The sequence below is a fragment of the Streptomyces sp. NPDC048057 genome, assembly GCF_040653095.1.
GTDB lineage: Bacteria > Actinomycetota > Actinomycetes > Streptomycetales > Streptomycetaceae > Streptomyces.
In genome coordinates this window covers 176301-192493 of record NZ_JBEZNF010000006.1, presented here as the reverse complement: position 1 = coordinate 192493, position 16193 = coordinate 176301, and the positions used below count along the sequence as shown (strand labels likewise).

12 protein-coding genes are annotated in these 16193 nt (G+C 72.7%); 11 read left to right on the top strand and 1 reads right to left on the bottom strand.

The window, feature by feature from the left end:
• Nucleotides 1-70 precede the first annotated feature (70 nt).
• From ureA to AB0E05_RS09020, 9 genes are all read left to right on the top strand, one after another.
• Entirely contained in the window at nt 71-754 is a 684-nt protein-coding gene (gene ureA / locus AB0E05_RS09060) for an urease subunit gamma (protein WP_361960887.1), read from the top strand.
• Nucleotides 751-2499, top strand: coding sequence for an urease subunit alpha (locus AB0E05_RS09055; protein WP_361960885.1), 1749 nt, complete (start codon nt 751-753; stop codon nt 2497-2499). The genes ureA and AB0E05_RS09055 overlap by 4 nt, the downstream gene beginning before the upstream one ends.
• 27 nt (nt 2500-2526) lie before the next feature.
• A complete protein-coding gene (locus AB0E05_RS09050; protein ID WP_361961073.1) occupies nt 2527-3585 on the top strand; it encodes an agmatine deiminase family protein in 1059 nt (352 codons plus the stop codon).
• A gap of 55 nt (nt 3586-3640) precedes the next feature.
• Nucleotides 3641-4624 (top strand): transcriptional regulator, encoded by a 984-nt coding sequence (locus AB0E05_RS09045; protein ID WP_361960883.1) that lies wholly within the window; start codon nt 3641-3643, stop codon nt 4622-4624.
• An 87-nt stretch (nt 4625-4711) separates the two neighbouring features.
• Nucleotides 4712-5326 (top strand): TetR/AcrR family transcriptional regulator, encoded by a 615-nt coding sequence (locus AB0E05_RS09040; protein WP_361960881.1) that lies wholly within the window; start codon nt 4712-4714, stop codon nt 5324-5326.
• A 95-nt stretch (nt 5327-5421) separates the two neighbouring features.
• On the top strand, nt 5422-6750 hold the full coding sequence (locus AB0E05_RS09035; RefSeq protein WP_361960879.1) for an MFS transporter: 1329 nt from the start codon (nt 5422-5424) through the stop codon (nt 6748-6750).
• Between the two features lie 667 nt (nt 6751-7417).
• Nucleotides 7418-9052, top strand: a complete 1635-nt coding sequence (gene cimA, locus AB0E05_RS09030; protein WP_361960877.1) for a citramalate synthase — start codon at nt 7418-7420, stop codon at nt 9050-9052.
• An 83-nt stretch (nt 9053-9135) separates the two neighbouring features.
• Nucleotides 9136-10500, top strand: coding sequence for a hypothetical protein (locus AB0E05_RS09025; RefSeq protein ID WP_361960875.1), 1365 nt, complete (start codon nt 9136-9138; stop codon nt 10498-10500).
• Nucleotides 10501-10681: 181 nt separating this feature from the next.
• Nucleotides 10682-11284 carry a DUF6309 family protein gene (locus AB0E05_RS09020; protein WP_361960873.1) on the top strand — a complete coding sequence of 201 codons (603 nt, stop codon included), beginning with the start codon at nt 10682-10684 and terminating at the stop codon, nt 11282-11284.
• Here the strand turns inward: AB0E05_RS09020 and AB0E05_RS09015 are convergent.
• Complete coding sequence (locus tag AB0E05_RS09015) at nt 11271-11861, bottom strand: YceI family protein (RefSeq protein WP_361960871.1); 591 nt, start codon at nt 11859-11861, stop codon at nt 11271-11273. The genes AB0E05_RS09020 and AB0E05_RS09015 overlap by 14 nt on opposite strands.
• 284 nt (nt 11862-12145) lie before the next feature.
• Between AB0E05_RS09015 and AB0E05_RS09010 the strand changes: the two genes are divergently transcribed.
• Complete coding sequence (locus AB0E05_RS09010) at nt 12146-14446, top strand: polysaccharide lyase 8 family protein (protein ID WP_361961071.1); 2301 nt, start codon at nt 12146-12148, stop codon at nt 14444-14446.
• Between the two features lie 154 nt (nt 14447-14600).
• Entirely contained in the window at nt 14601-16184 is a 1584-nt protein-coding gene (locus tag AB0E05_RS09005; protein ID WP_361960869.1) for an acyl-CoA carboxylase subunit beta, read from the top strand.
• Nucleotides 16185-16193 lie beyond the last annotated feature (9 nt).

Sequence of the window (16193 nt, the reverse complement as noted above, 5' to 3'; positions counted from 1 at the left end):
GGCCCGGTGGTCCTTCTCTTCCGTGCGTCCAGCTTTTAGAGTGACGCTCTAAAAGGAGGTGTGTGGCGGGATGCGACTGACCCCCACGGAACGGGACCGGCTGCTGCTCTTCAGCGCCGCGGAACTGGCCCGGGCGCGCCGTGCGCGCGGACTGCGGCTCAACGTGCCCGAGGCCACCGCGCTGATCGCGGACACGGTGTGCGAGGCCGCACGGGACGGCCGACGGCTGGCCGAGGCCATCCAGGCGGCCCGGTCCGTGCTCGGTCCGGACGACGTGCTGCCCGGCGTCGCGGACGTGGTGACCGAGGTGCACGTGGAGGCCGTCTTCGACGACGGGTCCCGGCTGGCCGTGGTCTCCGACCCCATCGCGGGCGGCGGTCTCGGCCCCGCCGCGCCCGGCGCGATCCTGCCCGGCCCCGCCGCGCCCGAGCCGGCGCCCGCCGTGGTGCTCCCCGTGCGCAACACCGCCGCCGTCCCCGTCAGCGTCACCTCGCACTTCCACTTCTTCGAGGCCAATCCGCGCCTCGACTTCGACCGCTCGGCGGCGTACGGCATGCGGCTGTGCGTACCGGCGGGCTCCTCCGTGCGCTTCGACGCCGGCGGGCAGGGCGACGTCGGGCTCGTCCCCATCGGCGGCGACCGCGTGGCGATCGGCTTCGCCGGGCTGGTGGACGGGCCCCTGGACGCCCCGGGCGCCAAGGAGGAGGCGCTGCGGAAGGCGGCGGCCTGCGGCTATCTGGGAGCGGAGCGATGAGCGGGCGCCACGACCACGGCCGGGACGACCACCGCCCGGGCGGGAGCGGGACCGGCCGGGGGATCGACCCGTACGAGTACGCCTCCGTGCACGGCCCGCGCGCCGGTGACCGGGTCGTCCTCGGCGACACCGGACTCGTCGTGCGCGTCGAGTCCGACTCCCAGCACCCCGGTGACGAGTTCCTCGCCGGCTTCGGCAAGACCGCCCGGGACGGGCTGCACCTCAAGGCCGCCGCCGTCCGCGAGACGTGCGACGTCGTCATCAGCAACGTCCTGGTCATCGACGCTGTGCTGGGCATCCGCAAGGTGTCCATCGGCATCCGGGAGGGCCGGATCGCCGGCATCGGGCGGGCCGGGAACCCGGACACCCTGCACGGTGTGGACGTCGTCACCGGCACCGGCACCACGATCGTCTCCGGCGAAGGGCTGATCGCCACCGCCGGCGCCGTGGACACCCACGTCCACCTGCTCTCCCCGCGCATCATGGAGGCGTCCCTGGCCTCCGGGGTGACCACGGTCATCGGCCAGGAGTTCGGCCCGGTGTGGGGCGTCGGCGTCAACTCGCCCTGGGCGCTCCAACGCGCCTTCGGCGCCTTCGACGCCTGGCCGGTGAACATCGGCTTCCTCGCCCGCGGCTCGTCCTCCCACCCCGCGCCCCTCGTCGAAGCCCTCGCTGAGGGCGGCGCCTCGGGCTTCAAGGTGCACGAGGACATGGGCGCCCACACCCGCGCCCTGGACACCGCGCTGCGCGTCGCCGACGAACACGACGTCCAGGTCGCGCTGCACAGCGACGGGCTGAACGAGTGCCTGTCGGTGGAGGACACCCTGCGGGTGCTGGACGGCCGTACGATCCACGCCTTCCACATCGAGGGCTGCGGCGGCGGCCACGTGCCCAACGTGCTGAAGATGGCCGGGGTGCCGAACGTGATCGGCTCCTCCACCAACCCCACCCTGCCCTTCGGCCGGGACGCCGTCGCCGAGCACTACGGCATGATCGTCTCCGTCCACGACCTCAAGACCGACCTGCCCGGCGACGCCGCCATGGCGCGCGACCGCATCCGCGCCGGCACCATGGGCGCGGAGGACGTGCTGCACGACCTGGGGGCGATCGGCATCACCTCGTCCGACGCCCAGGGCATGGGCCGGGCGGGCGAGACCGTGCGCCGCACCTTCGCGATGGCGGGCAAGATGAAGGCCGAACTCGGCCCGCTGGAGGGCGACGGCCCCCACGACGACAACGCGCGCGTGCTGCGCTACCTCGCCAAGCTCACCGTCAACCCGGCCATCGCCCACGGCCTCGCCCACGAGATCGGCTCCATCGAGACCGGGAAGCTCGCCGACGTCGTGCTGTGGCACCCGCGCTACTTCGGCGCGAAGCCGCAGCTCGTACTGAAGGCCGGCTTCCCGGCGTACGGGGTGACGGGCGATCCGAACGCGGCCACCGACACCTGCGAACCCCTGGTCCTCGGGCCGCAGTTCGGCGCGCACGGCGCCACTCCGGCCGAACTGTCCGTGGCGTTCGTGGCCCGGGCCGCGATCGACGTCGGCGGCGACCGGCTGCCCACCCGCCGCCGTCGCGTCGCCGTCCGCGGCACCCGCGGCATCGGCCCCGCCGACCTGCTGCTGAACTCCCGCACCGGGGACGTCGGGGTGGACGGCCGCACCGGTCTGGTGACCCTGGACGGCGCCCCGATCCGTTCGGAGCCGGCCGAATCGGTCTCCCTGAACCGCCTCTACTTCCTCTGACCCCTTTGGAGTTACGCCGTGTTCCGCATGCCGCCCGAGTGGGCCCCGCACGAGCGCACCTGGATGGCCTGGCCCGTCCCGAACGCCACCTTCACCGGCGACGACCTGGAGGAGTCGCGGCGCGCCTGGGCCGCCGTCGCCCGCGCCGTACGCCGCCACGAACCGGTGACGGTGGTCGTCGGCCCCGGCCAGCGCGCGCACGCCCGGAGCCTCCTCGGCCCCGACGTGGACGTCGTCGAGCGCGCCCTCGACGACGCCTGGATGCGGGACATCGGCCCGACGTTCGTCACCGACGGCACCCGACTGACCGCCGTGGACTGGGTGTTCAACGGCTGGGGCGCCCAGCCGTGGGCACGCTGGGAGCACGACGCGAAGATCGCCCGCGCGGTCGCCGATCTCGTCGGCGCCCCCGTGCACGCCTCCCCGCTGGTCAACGAGGGCGGCGGCATCCACGTCGACGGCGAGGGCACCGTCCTGCTCACCGAGACCGTCCAACTCGGCCCCGAGCGCAATCCCGGCTGGACCAAGGAGCAGGTCGAGGCCGAGATCCACGCCAAACTCGGGACCACCAAGGCGATCTGGCTGCGCCGCGGGCTGACCGCCGACTACCCCGCGCCGCCGGCCGGCCGGGGCGAGACCCCCACCAACGGCTACGGCACCCTCGGCCACGTCGACATCGTCGCCGCCTTCGCCGGACCCGGGGTGATCGTCGCCCACACCCAGCCCGATCCGGCCCACCCCGACCACGAACCCTGCGCCGAGAACGTGGCCTTCCTGCGTGCCCAGACCGACGCCAAGGGCCGCCCGATCGAGGTCGTCGAGGTCCCGGCGCCCACCGCCCTGCACGACGAGGACGGCGGCTGGGCCGACTACTCGTACATCAACCACTACGTGTGCAACGGGGGAGTGGTGCTCTGCGCCTTCGACGACCCCCGGGACGAGGAGGCGGCGCAGATCTTCCGCCGGCTCTACCCCGACCGCGAGGTGACCCTGGTCGACGCCCGGACGATCTTCGCCGGGGGTGGCGGAATCCATTGCATCACCCAGCAGCAGCCCGCGGTCGGGCGGAATTCGGGGGACAATTGACCGATGACGGCCCCGCCAGCGTCGTTCGGCCGTCCGCTCCGGAGGTGAAGCTCGCATGTCCCCGACCGCAGACGAGGTCCAGGGCGAGGCCGGTGAATCGGAGGTCGCCTACTTCGAGGCGGACACCCGGATGTACCGGTCGCAGTACTGGACCACCGACCCGGCCGAGTTGCTGGGCGTACTGAGCGACCACGCGGCCCAGGGCAGAAAGCTCATGACCGGGGTCGGGGGCGAGCAGCGGCGCACGCTCGCCGTGGCGCTCGCCGAGAGCCTGGTGCTGGCCGGACGCGTTCGCCTCCTCGGACTCCAGGACCCGTCGGGAGCGGACGTCGACTTCCGCGAGGCCCGGGAATCGGCCGAGTTGGGCGGCGATCCGCAGCTCGCCGCCGCCGCCGTCGGCCACGCGGCGCTGGTGCCGGGCTGGCCGGGAGCCGTGGCCGCCACCGACGTCCTCACGGAGGCGCGCGCCCTCGCCTCGCGCGGTACGCCGAACGACCACCTCAACGCCTGGCTGGATCTGATAGAGGCCGAACGGGTCGCCCGCGCCGGGGAGAACGCCAGGGCCCTGCACCTGGTCGACGGGGCCGAGGCCGTCCTGCACGCGGCGGACGTCGCCACGGCCCCGGCCTGGCTGGACTGGTTCACCCCCGCCCTGCTCGGCGTCTTCAAGGGCCGGATCCAACTCCAGGCCGGGCTGACCGCCCAGGCCCGTCGGACCCTGCTGTACGCGATGACCCACCTCAGCACCGAGGACCACGGCCAGCGCTCCATGGTCTACCTGGGCCTGGCGGCGATCGAGGCCGCCGAGGGCGAGGAGTACGAGGCGTGCGGCTACGCCTGTCGCTCGCTGGAGCACATCGAGGTGGGCGGGGACGTGATGGGCCTGCGTTCGCTGCTCGACGAGTACCTGCACGACCCCTGCGTCCAGGACCTCTACGAGAACCTGCCGCTCTCCCCGTCCGACCCGGTGCCCCCGTCCGACATCACCCAGCTCACCCGTCGGACCTCCTCCACCAGGCGCACTCCGGGGATCCGGTAGAACGTACGGATGAATCCCCTGCCGGCGCCCCGGCGGCCGGCAGGGGCCGCACGCCGCCGGACGTCCCGAGAAAGGGCCGAGCCCCGTATGACCCCACCCGCCCGGCGGCGCAATGTCGCGCCGCCCCGCGAGGCCGTGCTCCGCGCCGCCATGGACACCATCGCCGAGCGCGGGTTGGACGCCCTGACCATGGCGGGCCTCGGCCGGGACGTCGGTATGAGCAGCGGCCACCTCCTGTACTACTTCGGCACCAAGGACGAGTTGCTGCTGCGCACCCTGGAGTGGAGCGAGGGCCGCCTCGGCGCGGAGCGCGGCGAACTGCTGTCCCGCCCCGCGCCGGCCGCCGCACGGCTCGACTCCTACGTACGGCTCTATCTGCCCGAGGCACCGCGCGACCCGCACTGGACGCTGTGGCTGGAGGTGTGGAACCGCTCGGCGTACGCGGACGACGCGGCCCGCGCCCGCCAGGCCGCCATCGAGGGTGCCTGGCACCGGGACCTGGTCGCCCTGCTCGTCGAGGGCGTCGCGCAGGGCGAGTTCCGCGCGGTGCAGCCGGACCGGTACGCGACCCGGCTGCGGGCGCTGCTGGACGGACTCAGCGTGCACGTGGCGGTGGGGCTGCCGGGCGCGGACCGCGCCGGTGCCCTCGCGCACGTGGCCGACTTCCTCGGCGACTCGCTGCTGCGCACCGACGCCCCCTGAGCCCCGCGGCGGGAACGCAACGCACGCAAGTACTCCCGATCGTTGCCGATGCAACCCTTGTCGCTGCCGACGGGCCTCCGGCACGGTTTTCGCCCATGGGACGAGAGCACTGGAAGAAGATCTGGGTCGGCTCCGCCGGGAACATGGTCGAGTGGTTCGACTGGTTCGTGTACGCCAGCTTCGCCACGTACTTCGCGGGCGCGTTCTTCCCCGACGGGAACGAGACCGCCAAGCTCATGAACACCGCCGGCATCTTCGCCGTCGGCTTCTTCATGCGGCCGGTCGGCGGCTGGCTGCTCGGCCGGGTCGGCGACCGCAAGGGCCGCAAGGCGGCGCTGACGCTCACCGTCACCCTGATGTCCGCGTCCGCCGTGCTCATCGCCGTCGCCCCGACGTACTCGGTCGCCGGCTACGGCGGCGCGGCCGTCCTGCTGGTCGCCCGACTCCTCCAAGGGCTCTCCGTCGGCGGCGAGTACGCGGCCAGTGCGACCTACCTCACCGAGGCGTCCGCACCCGGCCGCCGCGGCCTCGCCTCCAGCTTCCAGTACGTCTCCATGACCGTCGGTCAGATCCTGGGCCTCGGTCTCCAGATCATCCTCCAGCGCACCATGTCCGACGAAGCACTGCACAGTTGGGGCTGGCGCATCCCCTTCATCATCGGCGCGCTGGGCGCCGCGGTCGTCTTCTACCTGCGGCGCAACATGCTGGAGACGGAGGTGTACGAGGAGGACGACGAAGCCACCCCCGAGCGGGAGAAGGGCACCATCAAGGCGCTGCTCGCGCACAAGCGGGAAGCGGTCCTGGTGATCGCGCTGACGATGGGCGGCACGGTCGCGTACTACACGTACACCACCTATCTGACGAAGTACCTCTCCAACTCCGCTGGCCTGTCGAAGCAGACGGCGACGCTGGTCTCCTTCTGCGCGCTGATCGTCTTCGCCTGCCTCCAGCCGCTCGCGGGCGCGCTGTCGGACCGGGTGGGGCGCCGCCCCCTGCTGATCACCTTCGCGCTGGGCTCCACGTTCCTCACCGTCCCGATCATGACCCTGCTCCAGCACGCCGGCTCCTTCTGGCCGGCGTTCGGCCTCTCGCTGCTGGCGCTGGTGGTCATCACCGGCTACACCTCCATCAACGCGTGCGTGAAGGCGGAGCTGTTCCCGACGGGGGTGCGGGCGCTGGGCGTGGCGCTGCCGTACGCGATCGCCAACGCGCTGTTCGGCGGAACGGCGGAGTACGTGGCGCTCTGGTTCAAGGACGCGGGGGTCGAGTCCGGGTACTACTGGTACGTCGCGGGGTGCGCGGCGGTGTCGTTGGTGGTGTACCTGACGATGCGCGAAACGCGCGACATCGATCTGAAGTCGGTGGGCCGTGCGTCGCCTCAGTCGCCCGCCGCCGCGGATTCCTCCCGGGTCCCGTCGCCCTGACCCGCGACTGCGCTCGCGCCGCGGTGGGTTGCCCACGCAACTCCGCGCCCTGGGGTACGGGCCCCCGGCGCTCCTGCCATACCCGCCGTTCCCCTGCGGGAGCATTGCCCTGCGCGGCCCCACGGTGGCTTGTCGCGCAGTCCCCCGCGCCCCTATTGGTGCCCCGGGCTTCGCCCGGAGGGGCTACGACCGTGCAGGTCGAGCCCACGCCGCAGGCGACCAGGGGCGCGGGGAACTGCGCGAACAGCCCAGCACCAGCCGCAGCGGCCAACGGTCCCGCAGGGAATCCGCGGTCTCGCCAGGCACGGCGAGGCACGGGCAGGCGTGCCCCGGCCCCGGGGTGCAGGGGTCGAGATCGGCGTCCCGGATGGTGAGACTCCGCCACCCCCGCCGGAGGCGTGTGGCAGGATGCGACCGTGCCTACCCTCGCCATGATTATCGGCAGGCGCGCCGGTCCGCCGTGACACCCCGTACGTCACCATCCGTACGCCGTGCCACCGTGCCCCAGACCCGCGCGCAGACCTCTCGCACCCGCGAGGGGTTTTTTCTTTTCCGCAGCGTCCGCGCCCCGGCCCCACCCCCGCCGGAGGCGCCCTGCGCGAGAGGATAGGGGCAAGTGGATCCAGTCATTCCGGGACCCGCCCATCCGACAGGAGCAGCACAAGCCATGAACACCCAGCCGAAGCCAGCGCCGAAGCCGTCGTCGAGGCCGACGACGGACGACAGCTTCCACGTCTTCGACACCACCCTCCGCGACGGTGCCCAGCGCGAGGGCATCAACCTCACCGTCGCCGACAAGCTGACCATCGCCCGGCACCTGGACGACTTCGGCGTGGGGTTCATCGAGGGGGGATGGCCGGGGGCGAACCCCCGGGACACGGAGTTCTTCGCCCGGGCCCAGCAGGAGATCAGCTTCAAGAACGCGCAACTCGTCGCCTTCGGCGCGACCCGCCGCGCCGGCGCCACCGCCGCCGAGGACCCCCAGGTCCAGGCCCTGCTCGCGTCCGGCGCGCCCGTGATCACGCTGGTCGCCAAGTCGCACGACCGGCACGTGGAGCTGGCGCTGCGCACCACCCTGGAGGAGAACCTGGAGATGGTCCGGGACACCGTCTCCCACCTGCGCGAGCAGGGCCGGCGGGTGTTCCTGGACTGCGAGCACTTCTTCGACGGCTACCGGGCCAACCCCGCGTACGCCAAGGCCGTGGTCCGCACCGCGGCCGAGGCGGGCGCGGACGTGGTGATCCTCTGCGACACCAACGGCGGCATGCTGCCCGCGCAGGTCCAGGCCGTGGTGGCGACCGTGCTCGCGGACACCGGGGCCCGGCTCGGCATCCACGCGCAGGACGACACCGGCTGCGCCGTCGCCAACACGCTCGCCGCGGTGGACGCCGGCGCCACCCACGTGCAGTGCACGGCGAACGGCTACGGCGAGCGCGTCGGCAACGCCAACCTGTTCCCCGTCGTCGCCGCGCTGGAGCTGAAGTACGGCAAGCAGGTCCTGCCCGAGGGCGCGCTCGCCGACATGACCCGGATCTCGCACGCGATCGCCGAGGTCGTGAACCTCACCCCCTCCACGCACCAGCCGTACGTGGGCCTGTCCGCGTTCGCGCACAAGGCCGGGCTGCACGCCTCCGCGATCAAGGTCGACCCGGACCTGTACCAGCACATCGACCCCGAGCGGGTCGGCAACACCATGCGGATGCTGGTCTCCGACATGGCGGGCCGGGCGTCCATCGAGCTCAAGGGCCGGGAGCTGGGCATCGACCTCGGCGACGACCGCGAGCTGGTCGGCCGGGTCGTGGCGCGGGTGAAGGAGCGCGAGCTCAAGGGGTACACGTACGAAGCCGCCGACGCCTCCTTCGAGCTGCTGCTGCGCGCCGAGGCCGAGGGCCGGGCGCGCCGCTACTTCCGCACCGAGTCCTGGCGGGCCATCGTCGAGGACCGCCCCGACGGTTCCCACGCCAACGAGGCCACCGTCAAGCTGTGGGCCAAGGGCGAGCGCATCGTCGCCACCGCCGAGGGCAACGGCCCGGTGAACGCCCTGGACAGGGCGATGCGGGTCGGCCTGGAGCGCTTCTACCCGCAGCTCGCCAAGTTGGAGCTGGTGGACTACAAGGTCCGCATCCTCGAAGGGCGGCACGGCACCGAGTCCACCACCCGGGTGCTGATCACCACGGGTGACGGCGCGGGGGAGTGGTCGACGGTGGGCGTGGCGGACAACGTCATCGCCGCGTCCTGGCAGGCGCTGGAGGACGCGTACACCTACGGGCTGCTGCGGGCGGGCGTCGAGCCCGCCGAGTGAGCCGCGCGGGCCCGCCCGTCGGGCCCGCCGCACCGCTCGCTGCCCGAAAGGTTCGCTATCACCCTTTCGGGTAGCGTCGAGGTATGAGCATCAGGCTCCCCTCCGCACTCGTGGGCGTGCTGGCGGCGCTGCTCGGCTTCGGCTTCGCGGCGGCGCCCGGGGCGCTCGCGGACCCCGGCCCGCCGTCCGCCGCCGAGGCGCGCGTGGTGGCCGAGGCGCCGGCCCTCGGCCCGAAGACGGTGGCCGAGGCACTGCGCAACGGCCCCGTGTACGTCGATCCGCGCGCCTTTGACCAACTGTCCGCGGGCGACGCGAAGGCCCTCGCCGACAAGATCAGGGACGCGGACAAGCCGCTGTTCGTCGCCGTGCTGCCGAACACCCCGGACTTCCCCGCGGACTCCGTCCTCGCCACCCTGCGCGCCGACACCGGCGTCGCGGGCCTGTACGCGGTCCGCCTCGGCGACGGCTTCAACGCCGGCGCCGACGGCACCGTGATGCCCGCGCAGCAGGTGCAGTCCCTGGTCACCGCGGTGAAGACGCCGGCCGGCGCGGACGCCGCCGCGCAGCTGAACGCCTTCGCCGACCAGGCGCTCCCGCAGATGCGGGGCAGCGCCCCCGCCTCCTGGGCCGCCGCGGGCGACGGCAGCATGAACACCGGGGCGCTGATCGCCTTCGGCGCGCTGCTGGCCGCGGGCGCCGCGGGCACGTTCGCCGTCGTCCAGCGCAACCGCCGCCGCAAGGCCGCGGAGGAGCGGGCCGCGCTCGACAAGCTGCGCGTGGTCGTCGATGAGGACATCACGGCGTACGGCGAGGAACTGGACCGGCTGGACTTCCACCCCGCGGAGCCGGGCGCGGACGACGCGATGCGCGCCGACTACGAGCGGGCGCTGGACGCGTACGAACGGGCGAAGTCCCTGATGGGCTCGGCCGAGCGGCCCTCGGACGTGCGGGCGGTGACGGGGGAGTTGGCGGACGGCCGCTTCAGCCTGGCCGTCCTGGACGCCCGCCGCACCGGCCGGGAGCTGCCCGAGCGCCGTCCGCCGTGCTTCTTCGACCCCCGCCACGGCCCGTCCGTCACCGACGTGGACTGGATGCCGACCGGCGGGCTCTCCCGGCAGGTGCCGGTGTGCGCGGCGGACGCGGCCCGGCTGGAGGACGGTCTGGACCCGATGGCACGGACGGTTCAGACGGAGACCGGGCGCCGGCCGTACTGGGAGGCGGGTCCGGCCTACGGCCCCTGGGCCGGCGGCTACTTCGCCGGCGGCCTGCTGCCCGCGCTGCTGGTGGGCACGATGCTGGGCGGAATGCTGTCGTCGCCCGCGTACGCCGCGGAGTACGGCGGCGGCGACTTCGGCAGCGGTGACGTCTCCGGCTCCGACTTCGGCGCGTCGGACTTCGGCGGTGGCGGCGGAGACTTCGGCGGCGGGGACTTCGGGGGCGGCTTCTGAACGCCGTGCCCGACCCGGGACGGATTCACGGACACCACCGGTGCGCGGACCGCCCGGCGCCGATCCGGCCAAGGCGTCACGCGTCGGTCATCGTGCGGGTGACAGGCATGCACCCCTGGGCCGTCGGATAGGTTCCCCTTCCGCCCCCGCGCATCCCGCCCCCACGAACAAAGGCCCCCCGATGAGGATCCTCGCCACCGTCCCGTTCGAGCAGGTCCTGAGGGACTTCGTGAAAGAGCATCCGCACGTGAGGGAGGGCGTGGAGGACGAGGACAACACCAACGACGACGCCGAGGAGAACCTGTGCCAGGCACAGCTCGTCCTCGGTCGCTGGCACCGCGTCGCGCTGGAGCGCGCCGATGTCCTGGAGGTCGTGCTGCCCTGGCACACGGGTGAGTACGGCGAGCACGAGCTGATCCCGCCCACCGGCATGACGGTGGCCACGGCCATCGCGCGGCTGCACGAGTTGGGCGAGCCGTACCTGCACGGCAATCCGCGCTGTGCCGCCAAGCTGGAGCACCACGCGCGGGCGCCGATGAGCCCGGTCTATCTCTCCGCCCGGCCCGTGCCGGGCCCCGACTACGAGCGGCTCGAAGCCGTGGAGGGACTGATCCACCTGGACGGGCTGCACCGGATGCTGGCCTGGGAGCGGGCCGGGCGCCTCGACGGCGACGTGACCGTCGAGGCGTACCTGGCGGTGGAAGGGGTCGCTCCGTCCGCCCGGTCCGCGGCCGGGCCCGAAGAGGACGTCCGCCGGGTGCGGCGCGCCGTCAGGTGTTCTTGATGGCGGAGATGTCGAAGTTCAGCTTGACCTTGTCGCTGACCATGACGCCGCCGGTCTCCACCGCGGCGTTCCAGGTCAGGCCCCAGTCGGAGCGCAGGATGGTGGCGCCGCCCTCGAAGCCGACGCGCTCGTTGCCGAAGGCGTCCTTGGCGGAGCCGTTGAACTCCAGGTCGATGGTGAGCGGACGGGTGACGTCCTTGATGGTCAGGTCCCCGATGATCCGGTAGGTGCCGCCGCCGGCCTCTTCGGCGCGGGTGGAGCGGAAGGTCATGGTGGGGAAGTTCTCGGCGTCGAAGAAGTCGGCGCTGCGCAGGTGGTTGTCGCGGTCCGCGTTGGCGGTGTCGATGCTGGCGATCTTGACGTCGATGCTGGCCGAGGAGGAGGCCGGGTCGGCGCCGTTCAGGGACAGCTTGCCGTCGTACTCGTCGAAGGCACCGCGGACGTTGGTCACCATCGCGTGCCGCACGGTGAAGCCGATGCTGCTGTGCGCCGGGTCGATCGTGTAGTCACCCGAGAGGGCCGCGAGGGCGGGGTCCACGGGGGCGGCGGCGTCGGACTTGCGGTTGAAGATGCCCATGACGAACTCCTTGGGGGGACGGGGATGGTTCAATGTTCAACGATGAGGACTGTAGACCCTTGAGGTTGAAAGTTCAACTTCTTCTCGGGTGGTGGCCCGAAACGACTCCTCACGGGTGAACGGGCGGGGCGCCGGTGGGCAAGCGCTTTCAGTATCTGCGCCGCGGCCCTTGAAGGCCCGGTGACGTCGTGCTTGTCTCGGCAGCCGGGCCCGTGTCCGCAGTGCCACCACCGTTTCGGGAGGTGTACGTGACCCCGTCCTCAGCCTGGTCCCGCCGCGTCTTCATGGGCGCGTCCGGCGCCGGCGCCCTCACCCTCGCCTTACCCGCCCTGGCCCCGGACCCGGCGCGCGCCGGGACGGCCGACCCGTACGACACCCTCCGCCGCCGCTGGCTCGCCATCGCCCTCGGCACCGGATACGACCCCGCCGCCGAGCCCTACGCCGCCCGCCTCGCCGAAACCGCCCGACTGGCCGCCGCCGTCCGCGCGACCATGGCCCCCGCACCCGGCTCGCTCTGGCCGGACTGCCCGTACGACCCGCCCGCCGGGATCACCCGCAGTTACGGCCGGCTGTGGACGATGGCCCAGGCGTACGCGTACCGACCCGAGGCCGACCCGGGGCTGCTTGCCGACACCCTCCGCGGCCTCGACCACCTCGCCGCCACCGTGTACCACCCCGGCACCACCCGTCACGGCAACTGGTGGGAGTGGCAGATCGGCAGCCCCCGCCTGCTGATGGACGTGGTCGCCGCGGTGCACGACCACCTCACCCCCGCCCAGCGCGCCGCCGCCTGCGCCGCCGTCGACCACTTCGTCCCCGACTCCGCCCTGCGCGACTACTCCGGCACCTCCACCGGCGCCAACCGCGTCGACCTGTGCCGCTCCGTCGCCCTGCGCGGCGTCCTGGGCCGCGCCCCCGAGAAGATCGCCCTCGCCCGGGACGCGCTCTCGCCCGTCTTCCCGTACGTCACCAGCGGCGACGGCCTCTACGTCGACGGCTCCTTCGTCCAGCACACCCGGGTCGCCTACACCGGCACGTACGGACAGGTGCTGCTCGACGGCCTCGGCCGGCTCCTCGCCCTCCTCGCCGACTCCCCCTGGCAGGTCACCGACCCGGCCCGGCAGATCGTGCTCGACGCCGTCGAGCGCGCGTACGCACCCCTGATCCTCGACGGGCTGATGATGGACAGCGTCAGCGGTCGCGCCGTGAGTCGGGGGCTGCTGCGGGGCGACGACCGCCGGGTCATGCGCAGCGACCACTTCCACGGCCACGCCGCGATCGCCGCGATCGCGCTCCTCGCCCAGGCGGCGAGCCCGGCCGAACGCGAGCGCTGGCACGCCCGGATCAAGGGGTGGATCGCCCGGGACACCACCCTGCCCGTCCTCACCTCCCCCCAGTACGGGGTGGCCGACCTCGCCCGGCTGCACGCGGTCGCCGCGACGCCCGGGCCCGCCGCGCCCGAGCCCGTGGGCCACACGCTCTTCGCCGCCATGGACCGGGCAGTCCACCGCCGCCCCGGCTGGAGCGCCAACCTCGCGATGTGCTCCGACCGCATCGCGTACTACGAGTGCGGCAACGGCGAGCACCCGCGCGGCTGGCACACCGGGGCCGGGATGCTCACCTGGTGGCCCCGGGGCGCCCACGGCGACCAGTACACCGACTGGTTCTGGCCGACCGTCGACCCGTACCGGCTGCCCGGCACCACCGTGTCGACCCGACGGCTCGCCGACCGCGAGGGCGGCGAGTGGGGCGAGCCCAGGCCCGCCGCCCGCTGGGTCGGCGGGGTCAGCGACGGGACGTACGCGGCCGTCGGACAGCACCTCATGGGGCTCGGCTCCACCCTTGTCGCGCACAAGTCCTGGTTCTTCCTCGACGACGCGGTCGTCTGCCTCGGCGCCGGCATCACCTGCACCGACGGCACGGCCGTGGAGACGGTCGTCGACAACCGCAACCTCGGCGAGGGCGGCCGGGCCCGGCTGCTCCGCGGCCGGCGCTGGGCCCATCTGGAGGGACACGGCGGCTGGGTCCTGGCCGAAGGCACCGGCCGGCTGCGGACCCTGCGCGAGGACCGCACCGGCGCCTGGCGCGACATCAACACCACCAGCTCCACCGAGCAGGTCACCCGCCGTTACCAGACCCTCTATCTGGACCACGGCACCGACCCCGAGGACGCCCGCTACACCTACCTCCTGATGCCCGGCGCCGGCCCCGCACGGGTCGCCGCCCGCGCCGCGGACCGGCACTGGCTGACCGTCCTCGACAACAGCGCGGCCCACCAGGCCGTTGCGGTGCGCTCCCGCGGTCTGACCGCCGCCAACTTCTGGCGGGCCGGCGCCGCGGGCCCGCTCAGCGCATCCGCCCCGGCGAGCGTGCTGGTCCGCACGCGCGCCACCACCGCCACCCTGTGCCTGAGCGACCCCGCGCGCACCGGCCGCCCGGTGGAGATCACCTGGCACCGCCCCGTGCGCGCGGTCACCTCCGTCGACCCCGACATCGAGGTGCTCGCCACCGGCGGGGCCATTCGGCTGCGGCTGAACGGGGGGACCGCGGGTGCAGGCCGTCGCTGCGAGGTGACGCTGCGCTGAACGCCTTGTGGGCACCCCACAAACAAAACTCCCCCTAGCCTGGCAGTAGGGGTAGTGCGCCACACCCTTATGTACGAGCCTCACAGGAGAAACGTCCGGAGACTGTACGGAGTCAACGGCGGAGTTTTCTTGTTCGGGTCCGTAGGGTCGATCCATGACAGTTGTGGACGAGACCGCCAGCGAGCCGACCGACGCGCGGGGCCGCGTGGCCGAGCTCCACGATCTGCGCGAGCGGGCCCGCAGCGGCCCCAGCGACCGCGCGACCGAGGCGCAGCACGCCAAGGGCAAGCTGACCGCGCGCGAGCGGATCGCGCTGCTGCTGGACGAGGGCTCGTTCCATGAGGTCGAGCAGTTGCGCCGGCACCGCGCCACCGGCTTCGGCCTGGAGGCCAAGCGTCCGCACACCGACGGCGTCGTCACCGGCTGGGGCACGGTCGAGGGCCGCACCGTCTTCGTGTACGCCCATGACTTCCGGATCTTCGGCGGCGCGCTGGGCGAGGCCCACGCCACGAAGATCCACAAGATCATGGACATGGCCATCTCGGCGGGTGCGCCGCTGGTGTCCCTGAACGACGGCGCCGGCGCCCGCATCCAGGAGGGCGTGAGCGCCCTCGCCGGGTACGGCGGCATCTTCCAGCGCAACACCAAGGCGTCCGGCGTCATCCCGCAGATCTCGGTGATGCTCGGCCCGTGCGCCGGCGGCGCTGCCTACAGCCCCGCCCTCACCGACTTCGTCTTCATGGTCCGCGAGACCTCGCAGATGTTCATCACCGGACCGGACGTGGTCAAGGCCGTCACCGGCGAGGAGATCACCCAGAACGGCCTCGGCGGCGCGGACGTGCACGCCGAGACCAGCGGCGTCGCGCACTTCGCGTACGACGACGAGGAGACCTGCCTCGCCGAGGTGCGCTACCTGCTGTCGATGCTGCCGCAGAACAACCGGGAGAACCCGCCGCAGGTCGCCGCGACCGACACGGCCGACCGTCGCTCGGACGTCCTGCTCGACCTCGTCCCGGCCGACGGCAACCGCCCGTACGACATGCACAAGGTCATCGAGGAACTCGTCGACGACGGCGACTACCTGGAGGTCCACGAGCGCTGGGCGCGCAACATCATCTGCGCCCTGGCCCGGTTCGACGGCCAGGTCGTCGGCATCATCGCCAACCAGCCGCAGACGCTGGCGGGCGTCCTGGACATCGAGGCGTCCGAAAAAGCTGCACGCTTCGTGCAGATGTGCGACGCTTTCAATATCCCGATCGTCACCCTCCTGGACGTGCCCGGCTTCCTCCCGGGCGTCGACCAGGAGCACGGTGGGATCATCCGGCACGGTGCGAAGCTGTTGTACGCGTACTGCAACGCGACCGTGCCGAGGATCTCCCTGATCCTGCGCAAGGCGTACGGCGGCGCGTACATCGTGATGGACTCCCAGTCCATCGGCGCCGACCTGACCTACGCCTGGCCGACCAACGAGATCGCGGTGATGGGTGCCGAGGGCGCCGCGAACGTCATCTTCCGCCGCCAGATCGCCGACGCGGAGGACCCCGAGGCCATGCGGACGCGCATGGTCAAGGAGTACAAGTCCGAGCTGATGCACCCTTATTACGCGGCGGAGCGCGGGTTGGTGGACGACGTCATCGACCCCGCCGAGACGCGCGAGGTGCTGATCGCCTCCCTCGCGATGCTCCGCACGAAGCACGCCGACCTGCCGTCGCGCAAGCACGGCAACCCCCCGCAGTGACGCTGCGGA

Excerpts from the sequence above, each read along its gene's own strand:
- ureA (WP_361960887.1), top strand. The coding sequence starts at position 71 with ATGCGACTGACCCCCACGGAACGGGACCGGCTGCTGCTCTTCAGCGCC.
- AB0E05_RS09055 (WP_361960885.1), top strand. The coding sequence starts at position 751 with ATGAGCGGGCGCCACGACCACGGCCGGGACGACCACCGCCCGGGCGGG.
- AB0E05_RS09050 (WP_361961073.1), top strand. The coding sequence starts at position 2,527 with ATGCCGCCCGAGTGGGCCCCGCACGAGCGCACCTGGATGGCCTGGCCC.
- AB0E05_RS09045 (WP_361960883.1), top strand. The coding sequence starts at position 3,641 with ATGTCCCCGACCGCAGACGAGGTCCAGGGCGAGGCCGGTGAATCGGAG.
- AB0E05_RS09040 (WP_361960881.1), top strand. The coding sequence starts at position 4,712 with ATGACCCCACCCGCCCGGCGGCGCAATGTCGCGCCGCCCCGCGAGGCC.
- AB0E05_RS09035 (WP_361960879.1), top strand. The coding sequence starts at position 5,422 with ATGGGACGAGAGCACTGGAAGAAGATCTGGGTCGGCTCCGCCGGGAAC.
- cimA (WP_361960877.1), top strand. The coding sequence starts at position 7,418 with ATGAACACCCAGCCGAAGCCAGCGCCGAAGCCGTCGTCGAGGCCGACG.
- AB0E05_RS09025 (WP_361960875.1), top strand. The coding sequence starts at position 9,136 with ATGAGCATCAGGCTCCCCTCCGCACTCGTGGGCGTGCTGGCGGCGCTG.
- AB0E05_RS09020 (WP_361960873.1), top strand. The coding sequence starts at position 10,682 with ATGAGGATCCTCGCCACCGTCCCGTTCGAGCAGGTCCTGAGGGACTTC.
- AB0E05_RS09015 (WP_361960871.1), bottom strand. The coding sequence starts at position 11,861 with ATGGGCATCTTCAACCGCAAGTCCGACGCCGCCGCCCCCGTGGACCCC.
- AB0E05_RS09010 (WP_361961071.1), top strand. The coding sequence starts at position 12,146 with ATGGGCGCGTCCGGCGCCGGCGCCCTCACCCTCGCCTTACCCGCCCTG.
- AB0E05_RS09005 (WP_361960869.1), top strand. The coding sequence starts at position 14,601 with ATGACAGTTGTGGACGAGACCGCCAGCGAGCCGACCGACGCGCGGGGC.